Origin of the sequence: Pseudomonas sp. TH39(2020), assembly GCF_016650715.1 — a bacterium.
In the GTDB taxonomy this organism is placed as follows: Bacteria; Pseudomonadota; Gammaproteobacteria; order Pseudomonadales; family Pseudomonadaceae; genus Aquipseudomonas; species Aquipseudomonas mandelii_C.
Map to the genome: position 1 here is coordinate 1,809,351 of NZ_JAEKFF010000006.1, position 21,665 is coordinate 1,831,015.

20 protein-coding genes and 1 pseudogene are annotated in these 21,665 nt (G+C 59.6%); 12 read left to right on the forward strand and 9 right to left on the reverse strand.

All coding sequences use genetic code 11. The annotated features are described in order from the left end of the window. The first annotated feature begins 28 nt into the window (after positions 1–28). From fdhD to JFU47_RS16045, 3 genes are all read left to right on the forward strand, one after another. The gene (gene fdhD, locus JFU47_RS16035; protein ID WP_140680480.1) at positions 29–868 is read left to right on the forward strand and encodes a formate dehydrogenase accessory sulfurtransferase FdhD; all 840 of its coding nucleotides are present in this window, start codon (positions 29–31) and stop codon (positions 866–868) included. Next, the gene (locus JFU47_RS16040) at positions 865–3,213 is read left to right on the forward strand and encodes an FdhF/YdeP family oxidoreductase (RefSeq protein WP_201184192.1); all 2,349 of its coding nucleotides are present in this window, start codon (positions 865–867) and stop codon (positions 3,211–3,213) included. Before fdhD ends, JFU47_RS16040 begins: the two co-directional genes overlap by 4 nt. 335 nt (positions 3,214–3,548) lie before the next feature. After that, on the forward strand, positions 3,549–4,037 hold the full coding sequence (locus JFU47_RS16045; protein WP_201184197.1) for a glycine zipper domain-containing protein: 489 nt from the start codon (positions 3,549–3,551) through the stop codon (positions 4,035–4,037). 69 nt (positions 4,038–4,106) lie between these two features. Here the strand turns inward: JFU47_RS16045 and JFU47_RS16050 are convergent, their stop codons facing one another. From JFU47_RS16050 to JFU47_RS16065, 4 genes are all read right to left on the reverse strand, one after another. Further along, positions 4,107–4,526, reverse strand: coding sequence for an acyl-CoA thioesterase (locus JFU47_RS16050; protein WP_201184199.1), 420 nt, complete (start codon positions 4,524–4,526; stop codon positions 4,107–4,109). Between the two features lie 151 nt (positions 4,527–4,677). Continuing rightward, positions 4,678–5,904: a 3-hydroxyacyl-CoA dehydrogenase gene (locus JFU47_RS16055; RefSeq protein ID WP_201184202.1), complete on the reverse strand. Its 1,227-nt coding sequence runs from the start codon at positions 5,902–5,904 to the stop codon at positions 4,678–4,680. A gap of 102 nt (positions 5,905–6,006) precedes the next feature. After that, positions 6,007–7,941 (reverse strand): RecQ family ATP-dependent DNA helicase, encoded by a 1,935-nt coding sequence (locus JFU47_RS16060; protein ID WP_201184205.1) that lies wholly within the window; start codon positions 7,939–7,941, stop codon positions 6,007–6,009. A gap of 129 nt (positions 7,942–8,070) precedes the next feature. Continuing rightward, positions 8,071–8,574 (reverse strand): polysaccharide deacetylase, encoded by a 504-nt coding sequence (locus tag JFU47_RS16065; RefSeq protein ID WP_201184208.1) that lies wholly within the window; start codon positions 8,572–8,574, stop codon positions 8,071–8,073. Between the two features lie 309 nt (positions 8,575–8,883). On the opposite strand from JFU47_RS16065, the gene JFU47_RS16070 reads away from it, so the two are divergent. The 3 genes from JFU47_RS16070 to JFU47_RS16080 all read left to right on the forward strand — a co-directional run bounded on the left by JFU47_RS16070 (position 8,884) and on the right by JFU47_RS16080 (position 10,479). Then, the gene (locus tag JFU47_RS16070) at positions 8,884–9,162 is read left to right on the forward strand and encodes a hypothetical protein (RefSeq protein WP_201184211.1); all 279 of its coding nucleotides are present in this window, start codon (positions 8,884–8,886) and stop codon (positions 9,160–9,162) included. A gap of 435 nt (positions 9,163–9,597) precedes the next feature. Further along, positions 9,598–9,894 (forward strand): hypothetical protein, encoded by a 297-nt coding sequence (locus JFU47_RS16075; protein WP_123367054.1) that lies wholly within the window; start codon positions 9,598–9,600, stop codon positions 9,892–9,894. Positions 9,895–10,125: 231 nt separating this feature from the next. Further along, positions 10,126–10,479: a DUF1493 family protein gene (locus tag JFU47_RS16080; protein WP_201184213.1), complete on the forward strand. Its 354-nt coding sequence runs from the start codon at positions 10,126–10,128 to the stop codon at positions 10,477–10,479. A 144-nt stretch (positions 10,480–10,623) separates the two neighbouring features. Here JFU47_RS16080 and JFU47_RS16085 read toward each other — a convergent pair whose 3' ends face one another. Together JFU47_RS16085 and hslO are read right to left on the reverse strand one after the other, a co-directional pair. Further along, positions 10,624–12,165 (reverse strand): phosphoenolpyruvate carboxykinase, encoded by a 1,542-nt coding sequence (locus JFU47_RS16085; RefSeq protein ID WP_201184215.1) that lies wholly within the window; start codon positions 12,163–12,165, stop codon positions 10,624–10,626. Between the two features lie 182 nt (positions 12,166–12,347). Beyond that, the gene (hslO, locus tag JFU47_RS16090; RefSeq protein WP_140680456.1) at positions 12,348–13,250 is read right to left on the reverse strand and encodes an Hsp33 family molecular chaperone HslO; all 903 of its coding nucleotides are present in this window, start codon (positions 13,248–13,250) and stop codon (positions 12,348–12,350) included. A 104-nt stretch (positions 13,251–13,354) separates the two neighbouring features. Here hslO and JFU47_RS33135 point away from each other — a divergent pair. Then, positions 13,355–13,557: pseudogene (locus JFU47_RS33135) on the forward strand (phosphatase PAP2 family protein); the annotation flags it as partial. 13 nt (positions 13,558–13,570) lie between these two features. Here JFU47_RS33135 and JFU47_RS16095 read toward each other — a convergent pair. Continuing rightward, the gene (locus JFU47_RS16095; protein WP_201184218.1) at positions 13,571–13,978 is read right to left on the reverse strand and encodes a S4 domain-containing protein; all 408 of its coding nucleotides are present in this window, start codon (positions 13,976–13,978) and stop codon (positions 13,571–13,573) included. Between the two features lie 116 nt (positions 13,979–14,094). Between JFU47_RS16095 and rimA the strand changes: the two genes are divergently transcribed. Genes rimA through rimK form a run of 3 tightly spaced genes read left to right on the forward strand, consistent with a single transcriptional unit; the run spans position 14,095 to position 16,272 of the window. Next, positions 14,095–14,874 (forward strand): S6 modification regulatory phosphodiesterase RimA, encoded by a 780-nt coding sequence (gene rimA / locus JFU47_RS16100; protein ID WP_201184221.1) that lies wholly within the window; start codon positions 14,095–14,097, stop codon positions 14,872–14,874. A gap of 16 nt (positions 14,875–14,890) precedes the next feature. After that, positions 14,891–15,370, forward strand: a complete 480-nt coding sequence (gene rimB / locus JFU47_RS16105) for a retropepsin-like aspartic endopeptidase RimB (protein ID WP_123367063.1) — start codon at positions 14,891–14,893, stop codon at positions 15,368–15,370. Further along, positions 15,367–16,272 carry a 30S ribosomal protein S6--L-glutamate ligase gene (gene rimK, locus JFU47_RS16110; protein WP_095127616.1) on the forward strand — a complete coding sequence of 302 codons (906 nt, stop codon included), beginning with the start codon at positions 15,367–15,369 and terminating at the stop codon, positions 16,270–16,272. The genes rimB and rimK overlap by 4 nt, the downstream gene beginning before the upstream one ends. A gap of 144 nt (positions 16,273–16,416) precedes the next feature. On the opposite strand, the gene JFU47_RS16115 is transcribed toward rimK, so the two are convergent. Together JFU47_RS16115 and ompR are read right to left on the reverse strand one after the other, a co-directional pair. Further along, a complete protein-coding gene (locus JFU47_RS16115) occupies positions 16,417–17,730 on the reverse strand; it encodes an ATP-binding protein (RefSeq protein WP_008149285.1) in 1,314 nt (437 codons plus the stop codon). 115 nt (positions 17,731–17,845) lie between these two features. Then, positions 17,846–18,586 (reverse strand): osmolarity response regulator transcription factor OmpR, encoded by a 741-nt coding sequence (gene ompR, locus JFU47_RS16120; protein WP_123367064.1) that lies wholly within the window; start codon positions 18,584–18,586, stop codon positions 17,846–17,848. Between the two features lie 361 nt (positions 18,587–18,947). On the opposite strand from ompR, the gene JFU47_RS16125 reads away from it, so the two are divergent. Both JFU47_RS16125 and JFU47_RS16130 read left to right on the forward strand, forming a co-directional pair. Further along, entirely contained in the window at positions 18,948–21,272 is a 2,325-nt protein-coding gene (locus JFU47_RS16125; RefSeq protein WP_033058447.1) for a Tex family protein, read from the forward strand. Next, positions 21,272–21,655: a PaaI family thioesterase gene (locus JFU47_RS16130; protein ID WP_007903088.1), complete on the forward strand. Its 384-nt coding sequence runs from the start codon at positions 21,272–21,274 to the stop codon at positions 21,653–21,655. The genes JFU47_RS16125 and JFU47_RS16130 overlap by 1 nt, the downstream gene beginning before the upstream one ends. The last annotated feature ends 10 nt before the right edge of the window (positions 21,656–21,665 follow it).

The following is a 21,665-nucleotide window of genomic DNA, read 5'->3' on the forward strand; positions in this document are numbered from 1 at the left end:
AAGCAGCCCAAACCGTCGGTGATACCTCATGAACGCCAAGCGCCCTGCCTGCGCGGCGCCAGCCCTCGAAACGCCAGCGCCCGCCGCAAGCCAGACGTACAGTTACTGCGACCTTCAAGACACCGAATCAGCCAGCACCGCGCTGGCCGAAGAAGTCGCGTTGGCGATCGCCTATAACGGCATCAGTCAGGCGGTCATGTTGGTGACGCCGACCGACCTTGAAGACTTCATCGTCGGCTTCAGCCTCGGCAGCGGCATCATCGAAGACGCTTCCGACATTTATGACCTGCAACTCAGCGGCTCGGGTTCAGCGCAATACGCGCAAGTGACCATCGCCAACCGCGCCTTCTGGAACCTCAAGCAACAGCGTCGGCAAATGGCCGGCACCAGCGGTTGCGGACTCTGCGGCGTGGAAGCGGTGGAACAGGCACTGCCAGATCTCAAGGTGTTGCCCGGCGCACCCTTGCCGCCCGCCGAATGGCTCGATGGTTTGCGTCAGCGCATCGGGGCGTTTCAGCCTCTTGGCCAGTACTCCGGTGCGGTGCACGCCGCCGTGTTTATGAACAGTCAGGGCCAATTGCTGCTGGGCCGCGAAGACATCGGCCGCCACAATGCCCTCGACAAGCTGATCGGCGGGCTGATTCGCCAGAAGATCCCGACCACCGGCGGGCTGGTGATTGTCACCAGCCGTTGCAGCCTCGAATTGATCCAGAAAGTGTTGCGCGCAGGTATCCAGACCCTGGTCAGCCTGTCGTCGCCCACGGGCCTAGCCGTGCAATGGGCCCGTCGCCACAACCTCAATCTCATCCACCTGCCGCAGAAAAATGCGCCGCGGGTCTACAGCCCTGCGACGGAGAACCAAGCGTGACCCAACATCAACAAGCCGACCAGAAACCCGTTCCGCGCTATAAGCCCTACAAAGGCCCGGCCGGTGGCTGGGGCGCGCTGGCCAGCGTTGCCCGGGCCTGGTTGACCAGCGACAACGCGCTGAAAAACCTGCGCATGATGCTCAAAACCAACAAGAACGGCGGGTTCGACTGCCCCGGTTGTGCCTGGGGCGACTCCAAGGAAGCCGGCATGGTGGCGTTCTGCGAGAACGGCGCCAAAGCAGTGAACTGGGAAGCGACCAAACGCCGTGTCGACGGTGCGTTCTTTGCCAAGCACAGCGTCAGTTCGTTGCTGGAACAAAGTGACTATTGGCTGGAGTATCAGGGTCGTCTGACCGAGCCATTGAGCTATGACGCAGAAACCGATCGCTACAAGCCGATCAGTTGGGAAGCTGCGTTCTCCTTGATCGCCAAACATTTGCAGGGCCTGTCGAGCCCGGATCAGGCCGAGTTCTACACCTCTGGCCGCGCCAGCAACGAAGCGGCGTACCTGTATCAATTGTTCGTGCGTGCCTATGGCACCAATAACTTCCCCGATTGCTCGAACATGTGCCACGAGGCCAGCGGTGTGGCCATGGCGCAAAGTATCGGCGTCGGCAAAGGCACCGTCACCTTCGACGACTTCGAACACGCCGACGCGATTTTTGTCTGGGGGCAGAACCCTGGCACCAACCACCCACGGATGCTCGAACCGTTGCGCGAAGCGGTGAAACGCGGCGCTCAGGTGGTCTGCATCAACCCTTTGAAGGAGCGCGGCCTGGAACGCTTCCAGCACCCGCAACACCCGATCGAAATGCTCACCAACAGCGACAAGCCGACCAACACCGCGTACTTCCGTCCGGCATTGGGCGGCGACATGGCGATCATGCGCGGCATGGCCAAGTTCCTGCTGCAGTGGGAGCGTGACGCACAGAAGGCGGGTGAGCCTGCCGTATTCGACCACGACTTTCTCAATGAACACAGTGTCAACGTGCTGGAATACCTGGGCATCGTCGACGACACCTCGTGGGAGCAGATCGTCGAACAATCCGGACTGACGCTGGTTGAAATCGAGCAAGCGGCGCAGATGTACGCCAAAGGCAAGAACGTGATCATGTGCTGGGCGATGGGCATCACACAGCATCGCCATTCGGTGGCGACCATCCAGGAAATCGCCAACCTGATGTTGCTGCGCGGCAACATCGGCCGGCCCGGCGCCGGTCTGTGCCCGGTGCGCGGCCACAGTAACGTGCAGGGCGACCGGACCATGGGCATCAACGAGCGTCCGCCGGTGGCGTTCCTCGACTCCCTGGAGCGTCGCTTCAAGTTCAAGGCGCCACGTGAAAACGGTCACAACGTGGTCGAGGCAATCCATGCCATGGCCGACGGCCGCGCGAAAGTCTTTATCGGTCTGGGCGGCAACTTCGCCCAAGCCACTCCGGACAGCTCACGGACCTTCCAGGCCCTGAGCAACTGCGACCTGACCGTACAAATCAGTACCAAGCTCAACCGCAGTCATTTGGCACACGGTAAAGAGGCGCTGATCCTGCCGTGCCTGGGCCGCACCGACATCGATATCCAGACTGAAGGCCCGCAAGCGGTGACCGTCGAAGACTCGTTCAGCATGGTTCACGCCTCCAACGGCCAGTTACAGCCGCTGTCGAACCAGATGCGCTCTGAGCCATCGATCATTGCCGGCATCGCCGCCGCGACCCTGGGCAGCAAACCGGTGGACTGGAACTGGCTGGTGGCCGATTACCGGCGCATCCGCGACCTGATCGCCGACACCATTGTGGGTTTCAAGGACTTCAACGAGAAGATCCAGAACCCGGGCGGGTTCTACCTCGGCAACAGCGCCGGTGCTCGCCGCTGGAATACCGCGTCGGGGCGCGCCAATTTCCGTCCGAACGTCCTGCCTAAAGATCTGGTGCACGAACGCACCCGCGCCACCGGCGTATTGCCGGACCTGATCATGCAGTCGATGCGCTCTCACGATCAGTACAACACCACGATTTATGGGCTTGATGACCGCTATCGCGGCGTGAAAGGTCAGCGTGATGTGTTGTTCGTCAACGAAGCCGACATCATTCGCCTGGGGTTCAAGCCGGGGCAGAAGGCTGACATCGTTTCGATCTGGGATGATGGCCGTGTGCGCCGGGTGAAGGGCTTTACGCTGCTGGCGTTTGATATCCCTGCCGGGCAAGCGGCGGCTTACTACCCGGAAGTGAATCCGCTGGTGCCGCTGGAAAGCATCGGGGATGGCAGCCATACGCCGACATCGAAGTTTGTGGCGATCCGGTTGGAAGCGGCGAGTGAAACCGGGTTGATTATGGCCAAGTCGGCTTGACGCGGCAGCAGGTCAGTCCCCTTCGCGAGCAGGCTCGCTCCCACATTTGATCTGCGTTGAACACAAATCCACTGTGGGAGCGAGCCTGCTCGCGAAAGCGGTGGACCATTCAACGAATCTTCCGGATCAATACTTTCCAAACGCCCACAAAAAAGGCCGTTTTGCATGAAAACGGCCTATCCGAAGTAGCTAAAGACCGGCGAAAAATACTTAAGTTCCGGCTAAAAAACAGTAACTTATAGAAATGTGCTCAAGTCGTGTTACTCGTCGGATTTCGATTGTCACGACCATGACACAGCCTCAGGATCGCGCCGTCATCCCCTTGAGGTTCCTCTATGAAGTTCTCCTCGATTCTCTTGTTGTCCCTTGGCCTGGTCAGTGGCTTCGCTTCTGCTGGCGGCACCACCGAAGCTGGTGTGGGCGGCGCATTGGGCGGGGTTCTGGGCTCGGTCGTCGGTCAGTCATTAGGCGGCAGTACAGGTTCCACCATTGGCGCAGCCCTGGGCGGCGCGGGTGGTAGCGCAGTTGGCGCAGACAAACACAGCCGTGGCGAAGCCGCCATTGGCGGTGCGTTGGGCGCAGCAGGCGGTAACGTGGTCGGCCGCAGCATGGGCGGCACCACCGGCAGCCTGATCGGTTCCGCAGCCGGCGGCGGCGCCGGTGGCGCGCTGGGTAACTACATGGGCAACAAGAGTAATGACGACGATGATGATCGTCGTTCCTATCGTGGTGGCCATGGTGATCGTCGTTACTACCGTGACGACCATCCGGGGCGTGGTCATGCCTATGGCCACCGCAAGCATCACCATCGCTATCGCGACTGAGGCTTGAATCGCCTCGCTTGCCGATGCATCAAAAAATCGCAGCCCAAGGGCTGCGATTTTTTTTGCCCGTCAAACCACCAACCGCTCCAGCGCCCCGCGCAACCCGGCAGGAATCGCCACCGGCTGATTCGATGCCCGGTCCACAAACACATGCACGAAACGCCCCGCCGCGCAGGCTTCATCCTCCCCGACCTTGAACACCGCCAATTCATACTGCACCGAGCTGTTACCCAACTTGCCCACCCGCAAACCGATCTCGACCCGGTCGGGGAAGGCAATGGAAGCAAAGTAGTCACAGGCCGAACTCACCACAAAACCCACCACCTCGCCGTCATGGATATCCAGACCGCCGACTTCGATCAGGTAGGTGTTCACCGCTGTGTCAAAGAAGCTGTAATAGGTCACGTTGTTGACGTGACCATAGGCGTCGTTGTCGTGCCAGCGGGTGGTGATGGGTTGGAAGTGGGGATAGTCGGTGCGTTGAGTCATGGGTTCTCGCCTTGAGGATCGTTCCCACGCTCTGCGTGGGAATGCAGCCTGGGACGCTCCGCGTCCCAACAGCGGACGCAGAGCGTCCATGGAGGCGTTCCCACGCGGACGGTTCGACGCCTCGACATGGGAACGATCGAACAGGTGAAGTCTACCGATCCGCAAACCCTTTACCCACCGCCGCCAACTCCCCAATTAACCGCGCCGGGGTCCATTGATCACCCTGCTTCGTCTCAAGCGCCAGCAACCGTTGGTGAATATCCGCCAGCCCTTGCTGATCCGCCCAGGCCATCGGCCCTCCCTTGTCCGCCGGGAAGCCGTAACCGTTGAGGTACACCAGATCGATATCGTGCGCCGACTCGGCGATGCCTTCCTGAAGAATCTTCGCACCCTCGTTGACCAGTGCCAGCAAGCAGCGCTCCAGAATCTCCTCGGGGCTTATCTCGCGACGCTGGAAGCCCAACTCTTCGCTAACCTTCAGCACCAGCGCATCGACTTCAACATCGTGCTCAGCCTGGCGACTACCCGGCTCATAGTGGTAATAGCCATTGCCACTCTTTTGACCGAAACGACCCAACTCGCACAGACGATTGTCCACCTGAACTTCAGGCGCATCCTGCCCTTCGCCGGCCAACTGCCGAGCGCGCCACTCCAGATCGATGCCGACCACGTCGTACATGCGGAACGGCCCCATGGCGAAACCAAAACCTTGCAGTGCCGCATCGACCTGATAGGGATAAGCGCCTTCGAGCAACATCTTGCGCGCTTCGAGCGTATACGGATGCAGCATGCGATTGCCGATGAAACCGTGGCAATTGCCCGACACCACGCTGACCTTGCCCATGCGCTTGCCCAGTGCCAGAGCAGCCTCAAGCACCACCGGTAAAGTCTGGGCACCGCGAACGACTTCCAGCAGTTTCATGATGTGCGCCGGGCTGAAGAAGTGCAGGCCCAAGACCTGTTGCGGACGGCGAGTAGCCGCAGCGATGGCATCGATATCCAGCGCCGAGGTATTGCTGGCCAGAATGGCTTCGGGTTTGAGCAGACCGTCCAGCTCACGGAAGATTTTCTGCTTGAGCTCGAGGTTTTCGTACACCGCTTCAATGACCAGATCGACATCGCAGATCGCCGCGTAGTCAGCAGCCGCCGTGACCCGTGCAATGCGAGCGTCCGCCTCGGCCTGATCGATCCGTCCCTGATGCACGTTGTGGGCGAAGGTGTCCGCCACGGAAGCCAGCGCCTGTTCAAGCATCTGTGGATTGTTATCGACCCACTGCACCGGGACGCCGGCGTTGGCCAGGCACATGACAATGCCACGGCCCATGGTGCCGGCGCCAATGACGGCGGCGCGCTGAATATTGAACGGTGTCTGGCTCATAGTTGTTCTCTTGTTGGCGATCCAAAGACAGCCTTCACCATAGTCAGCCACCGCGCATTTTTGAAATTTATTCCTGTGATGAGCAACATTCAGCGGATGGATCTACGCCGGCAAGTGCGCCTCGGCCCACGTCCGGACTTCGGCATATGGATAATCCTCCAGCGCCGCAAACCCGGAAATCGACCGTGCCTTGAGCTTGGTGAACAGCGGCACGCCGATGCCGCATAAAAACCGCGTCACGCGTTCAGCCGACGGAACGTTGCCGGTGTGCTGCTCATGCCTGTGGATAAAATCACCGCACAACGCCTCGAAGGTTTTATCCACAAGCGCCGGTAATTCCGGTGGCGCCGGCAATCGCGCCACATCCCCGTGACACACCGAACAATGCCCGCACTGCTGCGGCGCGTTTTCATCGCCGAAGTACTCGGCCAGGCGATAACCCAGGCAATGGTCCGTGGCGAACAGATCCAGCATGGCGTGAATCCGTGCGATCTCAGTTTGTTCGTGGCGGGTGAAGTAGGCGTGCAACTCTTCGCTCAGGGCTTGGGCATCAAAGTCCGTTTGCAGCAGGCTGTAGACCTCGGTCATCTGCTTGCTTTCAAGCTCGACCCAGCCCTTTTCCTGGAAATAATCCAGCGCCTTTACCACGCGATTACGCTCGGCCTGATGCTGCTCATACAGCGCATCGAAATTCACCGTGGCCCAGGTCCGTGCGCGACTGGAGGTCTGGATGATCGCCGCGACGAAGTCCTTGCGCTCACCCTCGAAGCGGGCCAGCAAGGCCTCGGGTTCCTGCAAGTATTTGAAGCGGTATTCGGCGTAATAGGCGTAGCGCGGGGCGATGATCCCGCGCAGTTCCAACTGCACCAGTAAGGTCTTGAGCGGCAATTGGCGGATGTTGCTTTGGTCCGCCAGCGGCCCCAACAGAAACTCCCACTGCCCCTCGGGCGCGGCGGCTTGCAACTCGTCGAGCACATAGCGGATGCCATCCAGCTCAGGCGTGTCGCCGTAGACGAAGTTTTCCAGCACGTTGAGGCTGTCGCGGTTGGCCAATACCAGGCAGTCGGACGGCTGCCCGTCACGCCCGGCGCGGCCGATTTCCTGGCTGTAGTTTTCGATGGATTTGGGCAGGTCGAAATGCACTACGTTGCGGATGTCGCTCTTGTCGATGCCCATGCCGAACGCGATGGTGGCGACGATGCAATTGGACTGCCCACCCATGAATCGGCGCTGGATTGCTTCGCGTTGTTCGTGGGGCAGACCAGCGTGATAGGCCTCGGCCTGAATACCGTTGCGGGCCAGATGTTCGGCAATGTGCTCGGCGGTTTTCTGCAGGGTGACGTAGACAATGCTCGGCTGGTCGGGACGCTGGCTCATCCATTCAACCAGGCGTCGTCGCTTGTCCTGCCCGCGCACCGGCTCCACCAACAGATTGAGGTTCGGACGATAGAAACCGGTGGTCACCACATCGTCGGGGGCAATGGCGAACTTGGCCTCCATGTCGGCGATCACTTTGGGTGTCGCGGTGGCGGTCAGCAGCAGCGCCTGAGGGATGTTGAACTGGCGCTGATAGTCGGGGAGCTTGAGGTAGTCGGGGCGAAAGTTGTGGCCCCACTCCGAGATACAGTGCGCCTCGTCCACCACCAGCAGCGAGATCGGCACCTGCTGCAAGAAATTACGGAAACGCTCGTTCTTCAAGCGTTCCACGGAGATCATCAAAATCTTCAGCTCGCCAGACTTGGCCCGAGCCATCACATCGCTGGCGTCATCGCGGCTCTGGGCCGAATCGATACTGCCTGCTGCGATGCCGTGGCGCTGAAGGAACGCCAGTTGATCCTGCATCAACGCCAGCAGCGGCGAGACCACCAGCGTAAGGTGCGGCAGCAGCAAGGCCGGTAATTGATAACAAAGGGACTTGCCCGAGCCGGTGGGGAAAATCGCCGCCACCGAGCGCCCGGCCAACACCGCGCTGACCGTCGCCTCCTGGCCGGGCCGAAACTGTGGAAAACCGAAAACCTGTTCCAGGGTGTTGTGCATAAGCTGTCACTCCGTTGACCGCTGCGAAGCCCAAAGCCTAGCCGGCAAACGCAGCGAGTCGAGAAAAGGTCGGGGACCAAAACGATACGGGATGATACAGCTTCGAACGATCGTCAGCAGACGATGAGGCTACGGCACCAGCACCGCCACCCGCAGCTGCTCATTCAGCGCCTGCTCATGAAACACCTGGCTCTTGCTCGCCCAAATGGCGTGGGCCGGGCTGATTTCGCCGGTGAACGCCGCCGCCAACTGACGCAAATCAGCGACGCTTCGCACGCGGGGGCAGAAGGGTTCACCGTCGCAGTTCTGGCTGGCGCTGCGGTAGGCGGTCAGCAGCCGGTCCCACAGCCCGTCACGCACTTGCCTGACCGACTTGAGCTTCACATCCTGCACGCCCAGTCGTTGTTTCAGGCTCTGTTCGTCCAGCGCTTCGCTGGCCAGTAACGCCTTGCCGAACATCAGCACTTCAGCACGCAAAGCGGTGTCCATGCTCGCCTGACTGGTCAGCGCATCCGGCCAACCGGTGCGATCCATGGTGGCCAGGACCATCGAGTTACCGGTGTCAGCAGCATCTGCGGCGCGACAAATTCCGGCCCACAGCAACAAAATCGAGGCCATACGTAGCCATTGCATACTTAATTCCCTTTAAGCGTTGGACGGACGTTTCGAAACGTCCTACTGATTCTGGCGCGCACCATACAGTGGTTTGATGCGTTGCGCCTGACAAACCCGTAGGAAATTTGCCGTCTAAGGGTTTAGGCGTAAAAACCTTGGGAAACGCGTAGGTTCGGTCCGAAAAGGCGGGTAAAACCCCTACAAAACCTGTCCATTGCGGCCGTATTGCCGCGCGGCGCCGTGCCCTTCTATAGTCTGCGGCGCGGCTGAAAACAGTGTCTCGGCCTGCCGGGAGCCACCTCCCGATTTCGCACAGGACGAACCTCGATGCTTACAGAACGCTATCGCCCGCTCAAATCCCGCTACAGCGACACCCCCGTGCTGGTCATCGACACAGAAGCCGACCCTCACGAAATCCTCGACGCCGCCCGCCAACGCATCCGCGCCGCCAGCGAACTGCTCGAAACGCTGTATTGCCTGTGCTTCAAACAGGCGGATGCGAGCGATATTCCCAACATCGTCAATGCGCTGTACCTGCTGACGCAGGATGGTAGCGAATTGCTCGACATCGCCCGGCAACGACTGCCGAAAATCACAGCAGGTTAATGCCCGGGCGAAAATCCCTGTGGGAGCCGGGCTTGCCCGCGATGAACGATAACGCGGTGCACCTGATAACGATCAAACGAGAGAGTTTTCGGCCGGGGATAAGTCCGTAGGCAACGCCCTATCAAAGCTTCATCCCGGTCCTACAACCGAAGGCACCCTTGTCGACTATCGCCGACCGGCGACTCGCACCTATAGTCGGACTGTCGCTGCCAATTCAGCGACTCGGGCTTGGTCACTCGATGGAATACATAAACGCGTCCGTTGTATGCTGCCGGCACCTCAAGTGTCTGCACGCTATATGGTGGCTGTGTTTGGGACGCCTTATGGCGTGCCGGTCTTATGTATTCCTCCGGCTGACCAACCCGAACACAGTCCGCCTCCATCGCTTGGTCACGATGGTGGTGGTTTCATCTGATGCATTTGAGAATACATAAAATGAATAAATTGAACCCGTTCCCCGATCGCTACCGCCCCCTCCAAACGAACCTCACCGATTCCCCACCCCTGATCATCGACACAGAAGCCAATCCGCAAGACATCCTCGAAGCCGCCCTCCAGCGCATCCGAGCCTCCGGCGACCTGCTCAAAACCCTACATTGCCAATGCTTCAAAAACGGTGACGTGGAAGACATCCCGCATATCACCCACGCCCTCTACCTGTTGACTCAGGACGGCTGCGACCTACTGAAAGTCGCCCAACAACGCATGATGGGCTGGAAAGCACCAACCTGACGTTGAGCGAAGATCGTTCCCACGCTGCGTGGGAACGATCAAAACCCTGGGATAACCTTGAGCAAATTTTTTGATGAGCTGATGGAAAGCGTGCAACAAATGAACGAGATCGTACGAGGTGAACGCCAGCCTTCCCGCGAACTCCATGCTTGCAGCTCTGATCGACATCCAACACATCGCAAGATCAGGCTTAATCCGCCTCACGAAATGGCCCTAAACAGAAGACGCCCCATGAACCTCGCCCCCAACTTCCCCGACGACCACGCCATGCACCTGCTCATGCAGCTGCTGCACGAAGAGCTCGGCCTGCCTGAACGCAAAACCATCAGCCTCACCACCTCGATCAACTTCGACCTGGGCTGCGATGGCGCGGACGCTCGGCATCTGATGGAAGCCTTGGAAGAACAATTCACCATCGACTTCATCGACTACGACGCTTATCGGTATTTCCAGCCCGAAGGCTTTGACGTATTCCTCAAGCGCCGGGCCAAGGGGCGTGGCGATAAGGCCCCGCTGACTATCGGAATGATTTACCAAGCGATCAAGTTGCAACGGTGGGATACACAGGAATTGGAAGGCATTTAACCGAATGCGTAAGTGCCATTATTCTGGTCGTTTAGCGCCTTTTCGGCTGGAATAATGGCAATTATGGTGTCCCTGACAGCCTGGATCGCGCCCATAAAAAAAGCCGCCCCAAAGGGCGGCTTTCTCATTCCATCAAACCAACACTTACAACTTAGGCCCAGCAGCCTTGATCGCGTCGCTCACTTCAAACTTCTTGAAGTTCTCAACAAACAACCCAGCCAGTGCTTTAGCAGCTTCATCATAAGCAGCCTTGTCAGCCCAGGTGTTACGTGGGTTCAACAGGCCAGTTTCAACGCCTGGTACGGCCAATGGCACGTCGAGGTTGATGGTGTCGAGGTGCTCGGTTTCAACGCCGATCAACGCGCCGCTCTGGATCGCTGCGATCACGCCGCGAGTGGTCGGGATGTTGAAGCGTTTGCCGACGCCGTAGCCACCGCCGGTCCAGCCGGTGTTGACCAGGTAGACCTTGGAGCCGAAGCCGCGGATGCGCTTGATCAGCAGTTCTGCGTATTCGCCAGCCGGACGCGGGAAGAACGGTGCGCCGAAGCAGGTGGAGAAAGTCGACTTGATGCCGCTGCCGGAACCCATTTCGGTCGAGCCCACCAGTGCGGTGTAGCCGGACAGGAAGTGGTAGGCCGCTTGTTCTTCGCTGAGGATCGACACTGGCGGCAGCACGCCGGTCAGGTCGCAGGTCAGGAAGATCACAGCGTTTGGCTCACCACCGAGGTTCTTCTCGGAACGCTTGGCGACGTGTTCCAGCGGGTAGGCGGCGCGGCTGTTCTGGGTCAGGCTGACATCGGCGTAATCGGCGTGCTTGGCGTCATCGATAACGACGTTTTCCAGGACTGCGCCGTGCTTGATGGCTTTCCAGATGACCGGCTCGTTCTTCTCAGACAGGTCGATGCACTTGGCGTAGCAGCCGCCTTCGATGTTGAAGACAACGCCTTCACCCCAGCCGTGCTCGTCGTCACCGATCAGGTAACGGCTTTCATCGGCGGACAGGGTGGTTTTGCCGGTGCCGGACAGACCGAAGAACAGGGTCACGTCGCCCGCTTCGCCGATGTTGGCGGCGCAGTGCATTGGGAGCACGTCGGCAGCTGGCAGCAGGTAGTTCTGCACCGAGAACATGGCTTTCTTCATTTCACCGGCGTAACGCATGCCGGCGATCAGCACTTTCTTCTGAGCGAAGTTGAGGATCACGCAACCGTCGGAGTTGGTGCCGTCACGCTCTGGCACGCATTCGAAGTTGGCAACGTTGAGCACTTGCCACTCATCACGGCCAGCCGGGTTGTACTTTTCCGGGTTGATGAACAGGCAACGGCCAAACAGGTTCTGCCAGGCAGTCTGGGTGGTCATCTTCACGGCCAGGTAGTGGTCTTCGGACGCACCTACATGCACGTGGGAAACGAAATGCTCTTGCGCGTTGTTGAACGCTTCAACGCGGTCCCACAGGGCATCGAACTTGTCGGCCGGGAACTTGCGGTTGATCGGGCCCCAGGCGATGGAAGCCGAAGTGGACGGCTCGTCAACGATGAAACGATCGACTGGCGAGCGGCCGGTGCGGTGACCGGTGCGAACAGTCAGCGCGCCGGTATCGGCAAGCTCGCCCTCACCGCGACTCAGAGCTTCTTTTACCAGATCATCAACACTCAGATCGGTGTACACGGCGTTATTGGCTTGCGTCATGAGATTCCCCGTCGGCCAGTGGCCGAGTGTGCTCCAAACGTTTTGTAGTAGAAAGTCGTGCACTACTACCGCGACAAAAAGTGGGCCGGATTATGCCAGAAAAGCCCAAAAATAGTAGGGCCCTCCCGTCAGAACGGCGTTATTCCGGCACAAACCAGTGAATTTACCTGCGCTGAACCGTTTTAGTGACGGGTATCTGACGGCGTATCGACACCCGCTCCAGCGAATAATTGAGCGATATCGGCAGCGTCAAACAGGTAGCGTTCGTTGCAGAACTGACAGTCAATCTCAATATTGCCACCGTGTTCGATCACGAGTGACTGAGCATCTTCCAGACCCAAACTGACCAGCGCATTGGCAGAACGTTCGCGAGAGCAGCTGCAACGGAAGCGCAGTTTCTGCACATCGAACAGACGAACCTGCTCTTCGTGGTAGAGACGATGGAGGACGGTTTCGTTGTCCAGGCTCAGCAATTCATCAGCGGTCAGGGTGCTGCCCAGCGCGGTGATGTGCTGCCAGCTGGCGGCGCGTTCTTCTTCGTCTTTCAAACGATCAGCAGGCAGTTGTTGCAACAACAGGCCACGGGCGCGACGGCCATCGGCGTACAACCAGAAACGCGTGCCGACTTGTTGGGACATCACGAAGTAGTTAGTGAAGCACTCCGACAGGGTTTCGCCATCGAGGTCGACGATGCCCTGGTAACGCTGGCCTTGGGTCGGGTCGACGGTCAGCGCCAATACGCCGTTGGGCATCAGGTCGGCGAGGGTCGCGTCGGGGGCGATCTGGTCGGCTTCGTATCGGGCCAGGCCGCGAATTTCGCGCTCGCTGGAGCACTCGATCATCAGCAGCGGGATCGGGCCTTCGGAACGGGCCTGGAGAATCAGCAAGCCATCGAACTTCAAGGTGCCGACCAACAACGACGCCGCCGCCATCAGCTCGCCGAGCAGTTGTGCAACCGGCTCCGGGTACGGGTGTTTAGCGAGGACTTCGGCGTAGCTACGCTCCAACGCAACCAGCTCGCCGCGGGTGTCGCTGTCATCGAAGATGAAGCGTTGGGTGTAGTCGGTATCCGGTAAATCGGTCATAGGTCTGGGTATCTGAAGTAATGACAAAATGATTTGAAACAGCGAGAAAATGCGCCTCTGCAGCACCATTTGTGTGCACGATGTTCGGCCATGGGAGGCATTTTATGAACAATCCGGGTTTGTTCCAAGCAAGGTGGAACCTCCGCCGGTTGGCTGATGCAATTTCTTACCTCTGACGCTGCTGGCCTTCTGGTTATGGCCTACGGGTCAGAAGCTGTGTGTGGTTTTCGACGAGTGGCGCTTTCACCCATCCAACGCGCTGCTGGCGATTAACCCGATATGGCTACACGTTTGGGCAATTGCAACACAGAAGCAACTGACTACTCGTCGTTACTGCTTCCACGAAACTTGAACAGATCCCGTCGCTGCTTCTTGCTCGGTTTGCCATCGGTGCTCACGCCCAGCGAACCGGCCTTACGCATGGCCGCAGCCGCCTCGCGCTTGGCGATGCTGGCGTCGGTTTCGGCGTAGAGCGCCTGAGCCTCTGGCGCACCACGGCGTACGATCGACAACGCCTGAACCACCACCGTGCGCTCCTCGAACCCTGTGCGAATCTGAAACTCGTCGCCGATCCTCGGTTCCTTTCCCGGTTTGCAGCGCTCGCCCCGGCAGTGCACCTTGCCGCTTTCAATCGCCGCCTTGGCCAAGGCACGTGTTTTATAAAAACGCGCGGCCCACAACCATTTATCGAGACGGACTTTGTCGTCCTCTTCCTGTTTTTGTGCCACTTGAATTCCTCTCTCCGCCAATAGTCGGAACTGTACTACCGTTTCTGTCGGGCGCAATAACTCGGACCTCCAGCTAGAATGCGAACTTGGCCGGATCACCGGCATGGAGTGATCGAGTGACTACATTTCCGTCATCATTGACCTCGCCTCAGGGCGGGTGCCAGGGTTGTCAGCAAAGCGAGCCACTGGGCTTCGATTTTGCCTTCGCCTACCAGCCGATCGTTGATTTGCGAGACCAGTCGATTTTTGCCCACGAAGCATTGGTACGCGGCCTGGCCGGTGAAGGTGCGCTGTCGGTGCTCGATCAGATCACCGAGGACAACCGCTACCGTTTCGACCAGCTCTGCCGGACGCGAGCCATTGAAGGGGCGGCGAATCTAGGGATGCAGACACTCCTGTCGATCAACTTCATGCCCAACGCCGTGTACCGCCCGGAACTGTGTATTCGCAGCACGCTGGAAGCAGCGAGAAAACACAACTTCCCCATCGACCGGTTGATTTTCGAAACCCTGGAAAGCCAGCACGTAGATAACTATCGCCATTTGACCAATATTCTGCGTGAATACCGCGAATTCGGCTTCAAGACTGCCATCGACGATTTCGGCGCGGGCTACTCGGGGCTCAATCTGCTCGCTGACTTCCAACCGGACCTGATCAAACTCGACATGGCACTGATCCGCGATGTCGACCGTGATCGTGTCCGTCAGGCTATCGTTCGAGGGATTGTCACAATCTGTGCGGAGCTGAACGTTACAGTCATTGCCGAAGGGATCGAAAGCGCCGGAGAACGGGACTTCCTGGCGGACTGTGGAATTTTTCTGATGCAAGGTTACTGGTTCGCCAAACCTGCATTCAAAGCGTTGGCTCAGGTAACGCCTGAGGCCTGGACGCGTTAATCGCCGGTTTTTCCTATTGAAGACATTTGACCATTTGACCGTTGTCGGTCTGCGCGAGTGGGTGGCGCTCCCGGATTTGGGAGTCGCGGGCCTGCGCGCAAAAATCGACACCGGCGCCAGCACCTCCAGCCTGCATGCCACCGATATACAACCGTTCGAGCGCGACGGGGAACAGTGGGTGCGTTTTACTGCTCACTTGGGCACGGTGGTGCAACTGCGTCATCGTCGCTGCGAAGCCCCCCTGGTGACGATGAAAACCATCAAAAGCTCCAATGGCCACGCGCAGATGCGTTACGTGGTCAGCACCACCCTGGCCCTCGGTGATCGGGTCTGGCGGGTCGAGTTCACCCTCGCCTGCCGCAAGTCCATGCGTTATCGCCTGTTACTCGGTTCCAAAGCCTTGATCGACGGCCAATTGGTGGTCAATCCGGGCATTAAGTACGTACAAGACAAGCCGGTGTTCCCGGTATCTACCTCCTCCACAGGTGTTGCATGAAGATCGCTGTGCTGTCGCGGAACCCGCGTCTGTATTCCACTCGTCGTCTGGTCGAAGCCGGTACCGAGCGTGGCCATGAAATGGTGGTGATCGACACCCTGCGCGCCTACATGAACATCGCCAGCCACAAGCCGCAGATCCACTACCGCGGCAAGCCGCTGGAGGGTTTCGATGCGGTGATCCCGCGGATTGGCGCGTCGGTGACGTTTTATGGCTGCGCGGTGTTGCGTCAGTTCGAAATGATGGGCGTTTTTCCACTCAATGAATCGGTGGCCATCGCACGCTCGCGGGACAAATTACGCTCGCTGCAATTGCTGTCACGCCGTGGGATCGGTTTGCCGGTCACCGGGTTTGCGCACTCCCCGGATGACATTCCCGACTTGATCGAGATGGTCAACGGTGCGCCGCTGGTGATCAAGGTGCTGGAGGGCACTCAGGGCATCGGCGTCGTGCTGTGTGAAACGGCGACGGCGGCGGAGTCGGTGATCGAGGCGTTCATGGGCCTGAAGCAGAACATCATGGTTCAGGAATACATCAAGGAGGCCGGCGGGGCGGACATTCGCTGCTTCGTGGTGGGCGACAAGGTGATCGCGGCGATGAAACGCCAGGCGAAGCCTGGGGAGTTTCGCTCCAACCTGCATCGCGGCGGCAGTGCCAGCCTGATCAAGATCACACCGGAAGAACGCATGACGGCGTTGCGCGCGGCGAAAGTCATGGGGTTGTCGGTGGCGGGTGTGGACATCCTGCGTTCCAATCACGGGCCGCTGGTGATGGAAGTGAACTCGTCGCCTGGGCTTGAAGGAATTGAAACCACCACCAGCAAGAACGTGGCGGGGATCATCATTGAGCATCTGGAGAAGAATGGTGGGCCGAATATGACTCGGACCAAAGGTAAGGGTTAACCCTCATTTTTGCGGCGGCCGGGAGGCCGCCTTCGCGAGCAGGCTCGCTCCCACAGTTGACCGCGTATTTAGCCAGCGACTCGGTCTAATGTGGGAGCGAGCCTGCTCGCGAAGGCCCTCAGCCGCAACAACGCTGCGGGCCTCTTAAACCGCATCCCTTGGCAGCATCAATCCAAGCGGCAACCGCACCCGCGCTTCCAGCCCGCCACCGGACCGATTGCGCAACTCAACATTCCCGCCATGCATCGAAGCAATCCGCTTCACGATCGCCAAGCCCAACCCGGTCCCCTTCCCGCCCCGGGCTCGATCACCCCGAGTAAACGGGTTGAAGATCGCCTCCAGCTCCGATGGATCAATCCCCGCCCCACGGTCCATGACACTCAGCACCACATACGGCGCGCTGGTGTCCCCGGACACATAGGCCGCCACCTCAACCCCGCTGCCCGCGTGATGCAAGGCGTTGCCAATCAGGTTGTTCAGCAGCCGCTTCATCGACACCCGACGCAATGGAAACGGCTGAATCGGCTCCAGGCGCAGGCGCACTTTCTCTTCGTTCTGGTTGTACGGCGCCGCGACTTCGCGCACCAGATCGCTCAGGTCCACCTCTTCCACCGACTCGTCGCGACCATCGCGAATGAACGCCAGGAACTGGTCGAGAATCGCGTCCATGTCTTCGATATCGCGGACCATGTCGTCGGTCAGGTCGCTGTGGTCGCCCATCAACTCCAGAGACAACCGCAAACGGGTCAGTGGCGTGCGCAAGTCGTGCGACACCCCGGCGAGCATCAGTTCGCGCTCGCGGCCGGCCTGTTCGACGTCTTCAGCCATCTGGTTGAAGGCGCGATAGACCTCAGTCATTTCACTCGGCGTGTCGCTGATCGGCAGGCGCACACTGCGGCCCTGGCCAAGTTGTCTCGCGGCATAGACCAGACGTTTCAACGGTTGATTGAGCTGGCTGACGAAGATCCACGCCGAGGCAGTGGACAGCAGACCGATAGCGAGGAACCAGCCGAGTACGTTCCAGATTTTCTGGCCGCGCAATGGATGCGGGTAAAGCGGCACTTTCAACCAGCCATCACCCAGGCTTGGCGCCCGAACCCACAGGGCCGGCGGCGAGTGCATACGTAATCGGACTTCAGTGTCGGCACCCAGCTCCGCCTGCATCTGCCGCTGATAGATCTCGCTGTAAGGCCAGTGTTGCTCACCTTCCGGCACGCCAGCACCCACTACCCGGATAAGCGTCGCGGCATCGGCAATCTTTGTGCGGTTTTCTTCATCGGCCGCCCAATAGGCGCGTAGCGTCAGGGCGACGCCGTGGCTGTATTGGCGATCTACCAGCACGTCTTCGTTCATCAACAGATAAACCAGGGTCAGCGCCTTGGAGAACAGGACGACGATCAGCACCAGCCAAAGGGTGCGGGAGAAGAAACTCTGGGGGAACCAAACGGGGGTTTTCATGGATAACCGCTACACACTTGCAGGAGCGAGCGATGCTCGCATATTGCGGATCGCGAGTCTGCGAACAAGGTCATCTGACCCGTTGTTCGCAAGACCCGCTCCTACAAATCACCGATCACTTGGTGGCGGCGCCATCCGGAACGAACACGTAACCTACGCCCCAGACTGTCTGGATGTAACGCGGCTTGGATGGATCGGGCTCGATCATCCGGCGCAGACGGGAAATCTGCACGTCGATGGAGCGCTCCAGGGCGTCCCACTCGCGGCCACGGGCCAGATTCATCAGCTTGTCGCGGGTCAGTGGCTGACGGGCGTTCATGACCAACGCCTTGAGCACCGCAAACTCACCGGTGGTGAGCATGTGGACTTCGTCGCCGCGTTTGAGCTCGCGGGTCGCCAGGGACAGCTCGTAGTCACCGAAGGTCACGCTTTCGTCTTCGCTGCCCGGAGCGCCCGGTACTGGAGCCAACTGGCGACGCAGAACCGCTTTGACGCGAGCCATCAGCTCGTCCGGGTTGAACGGTTTGGCCAGGTAATCGTCGGCGCCCAGCTCCAGTCCCTTGATGCGGCTCAGCTCATCGCCCTTGGCGGTCAGCATGATAATTGGAATCTGGTTGTTCGCGGTGCGCAGGCGGCGGCAAGCGGTCAAGCCATCTTCGCCGGGCAGCATCAGGTCGAGGACGACCAGGTTGAACACTTCACGCGCCAGCAGGCGATCCATTTGTTCAGTGTTCGGCACGGCGCGGGCGCGGTAGCCCTTGCTGACGAAAAAACGTTCCAGCAGGCTGCTCAGCCCTGGATCGTCGTCAACAATAAGAATTTTTTCGCCTTCAGCAATGTTTGCAGTGCTGCTCATTAGATGCTCCTTTGATCTCGGCGCGCATTATGGCGTAGCTGTCGTTATACGCACCGAGTGCATTGTTAGCAGATTTTTCCTTCATCGCCAGAAATCCGGCCTTTATGCCTACAGCCTGCGATGCCCCCGAATGACAGAACGCTGGTTATAATGCGCGGCCTTTTGTGTCAGGCAACGTCTGATCATTACTGTAGGTGGCCGTTTTTTATTTTCATGGCGCAAGCAGTAATTGTTCGATTTCACGGGTCAACGGGATACCTGTTGATCCAGGTAGCGGCGCAGGCCAGGCCGCTCAACCAGACTCGCCGAGCCCTTATCTCTGCGCCTGCGAGCCTGCTTTCACAATTTGTCAGGTGGTTTTATGGACAGCATCAACAGCCGCATCGCCGAGGAACTCGGCGTACGCCCACAACAGGTCGAAGCGGCCGTCGCGCTACTCGATGAAGGCTCCACGGTGCCCTTCATCGCCCGCTACCGGAAAGAAGTGACCGGCAGCCTCGATGACATCCAGTTGCGGCACCTGGAAGAGCGTCTGCGCTACCTGCGAGAACTCGACGAACGGCGCATCAGCATCCTTGCCAGCATCCAGGAACAAGGCAAGCTGACCCCGCAACTTGAACGCGACATTAAACTCGCCGACACCAAAACCCGCCTCGAAGACTTGTACCTGCCGTACAAGCAGAAGCGCCGCACCAAGGGCCAGATCGCCCTGGAAGCCGGCCTCGGCGAGCTGGCCGACGGCCTGTTCAACGACCCGACCCTGACGCCAGACGCTGAAGCGGCGCGCTTCGTCGATGCCGAAAAAGGCGTCGCCGATGTGAAGGCGGCCCTCGAAGGCGCCAAGTACATCCTGATGGAACGCTTCGCCGAAGACGCCGGCCTGCTGGACAAATTGCGCAGCTACCTCAAGCAGGAAGCCACCCTCAGCGCCCGCGTCATCGCCGGCAAAGAGGAGGAAGGCGCCAAGTTCCGCGACTACTTCGAACACGATGAACCGCTGAAAAGCATGCCGTCGCACCGCGCGCTGGCGATTTTCCGTGGCCGCAACGAAGGCATTCTGAGTTCCGCGCTGAAAGTCGGCGATGAACTGCCGGGCACCATGCACCCGTGCGAAGGCATGATCGGCCAGCAATTCGGCATCCAGAACCAGAACCGCGCCGCCGACAAATGGCTGGGCGAAGTGGTGCGCTGGACCTGGAAGGTCAAGCTCTACACCCACCTCGAAACCGACCTGCTGGGCGAACTGCGCGACGGCGCGGAAACCGAAGCAATCAACGTGTTTGCCCATAACCTGCACGACTTGCTGCTGTCGGCGCCGGCTGGCCCGCGCGCCACATTGGGCCTCGACCCGGGCCTGCGCACAGGTTGCAAGGTGGCCGTGGTCGATTCCACCGGCAAGCTGCTGGATCACGCCACGGTCTACCCGCACGTGCCGCACAACAAATGGGACCAGACCATCGCGATTCTGGCCGCCCTGTGCGCCAAGCATGCAGTGGACCTGATCGCCATCGGCAACGGCACCGCCAGCCGTGAAACCGACAAGCTGGCCGCTGAACTGATCAAAAAATACCCAGCCATGAAGATGACCAAAGTCATGGTCTCCGAAGCCGGCGCATCGGTTTACTCGGCGTCGGAACTGGCTTCCAAGGAATTCCCGGACCTCGACGTGTCGATCCGTGGCGCGGTGTCGATTGCCCGTCGCCTGCAGGATCCACTGGCTGAGCTGGTGAAGATCGATCCGAAATCCATCGGCGTCGGCCAGTACCAGCACGACGTGTCGCAGCTGAAACTGGCGCGCGGCCTGGACGCGGTGGTCGAAGACTGCGTAAACGCCGTGGGCGTCGACGTCAACACCGCTTCCGTGGCGCTGTTGGCACGGATCTCCGGCCTCAACGCGACCCTGGCGCAAAACATCGTCAGCCACCGCGACGAACACGGCGCGTTCAAAACCCGTGCTGCGTTGAAGAAAGTCGCTCGTCTGGGCGAGAAAACTTTCGAACAGGCCGCTGGCTTCCTGCGCGTCATGAACGGTGACAACCCGCTGGATTCGTCTGCGGTTCACCCGGAAGCCTATCCGCTGGTCCAGCGCATTGCTGCTGAGACCGACCGTGATATTCGCTCGCTGATCGGCGACGCCAGCTTCCTCAAGCGTCTTGATCCGAAAAAGTACACCGACGAAACCTTCGGTCTGCCAACGGTCACCGACATCCTGCAAGAGCTGGAAAAACCTGGCCGCGACCCGCGTCCCGAGTTCAAGACCGCCGAGTTCCAGGAAGGTGTCGAAGACCTCAAGGATCTGGAGCTGGGGATGATCCTCGAAGGCGTGGTGACCAACGTGACCAACTTCGGTGCTTTCGTCGACATCGGCGTGCATCAGGACGGTTTGGTGCATATCTCTGCGCTTTCGGAGAAGTTCATCAAGGATCCGCGTGAAGCGGTGAAGGCCGGTGATGTGGTGAAAGTGAAGGTCATGGAAGTCGACATCCCCCGCAAACGCGTTGGCCTGTCGATGCGCATGAGCGACACCCCGGGCGAGAAAATCGACGGTGCCCGTGGTGCACGTCCGGGTTCGGCGCCACGCCAGTCCCAGAACACCGCGCCACGTAAAGAAACCACGGCGGCTGCCCCGGCCAACAACGCCATGGCTTCGCTGTTCGCCAACGCCAAGCAGTTGAAGAAACGCTGATGGAAATCCCTGCCGGGCTGACCGAAAGCGCGTTTTTCAAGTTGCTGGGGTGTCGCTTGCACAGTCTGGAGACCGGGGTGGCGCAAGTCGCCCTCGGGCTTGCGCCAGAACTGCGCAATCGCGGCGGCAAGCTGCACGGCGGGGCCTTGTTCAGTCTGGTGGACATTGCCATGGGGCTGGCCTGTTCCAGCACCCACGGCTTTGACCAGCAGAGCGCGACCATCGAGTGCAAGATCAATTACATTCGCGCCGTCGCAGACGGTGAAGTGATGTGCACGGCGCGGGTGATCCACCCGGGCCGGCGCACGCTGGTGGTTGAAGCCGACGTGATGCAAGGCGACAAGCTCGTCGCAAAAGCACAAGGCACGTTCGCTGTCCTGTAGATGAACGCCA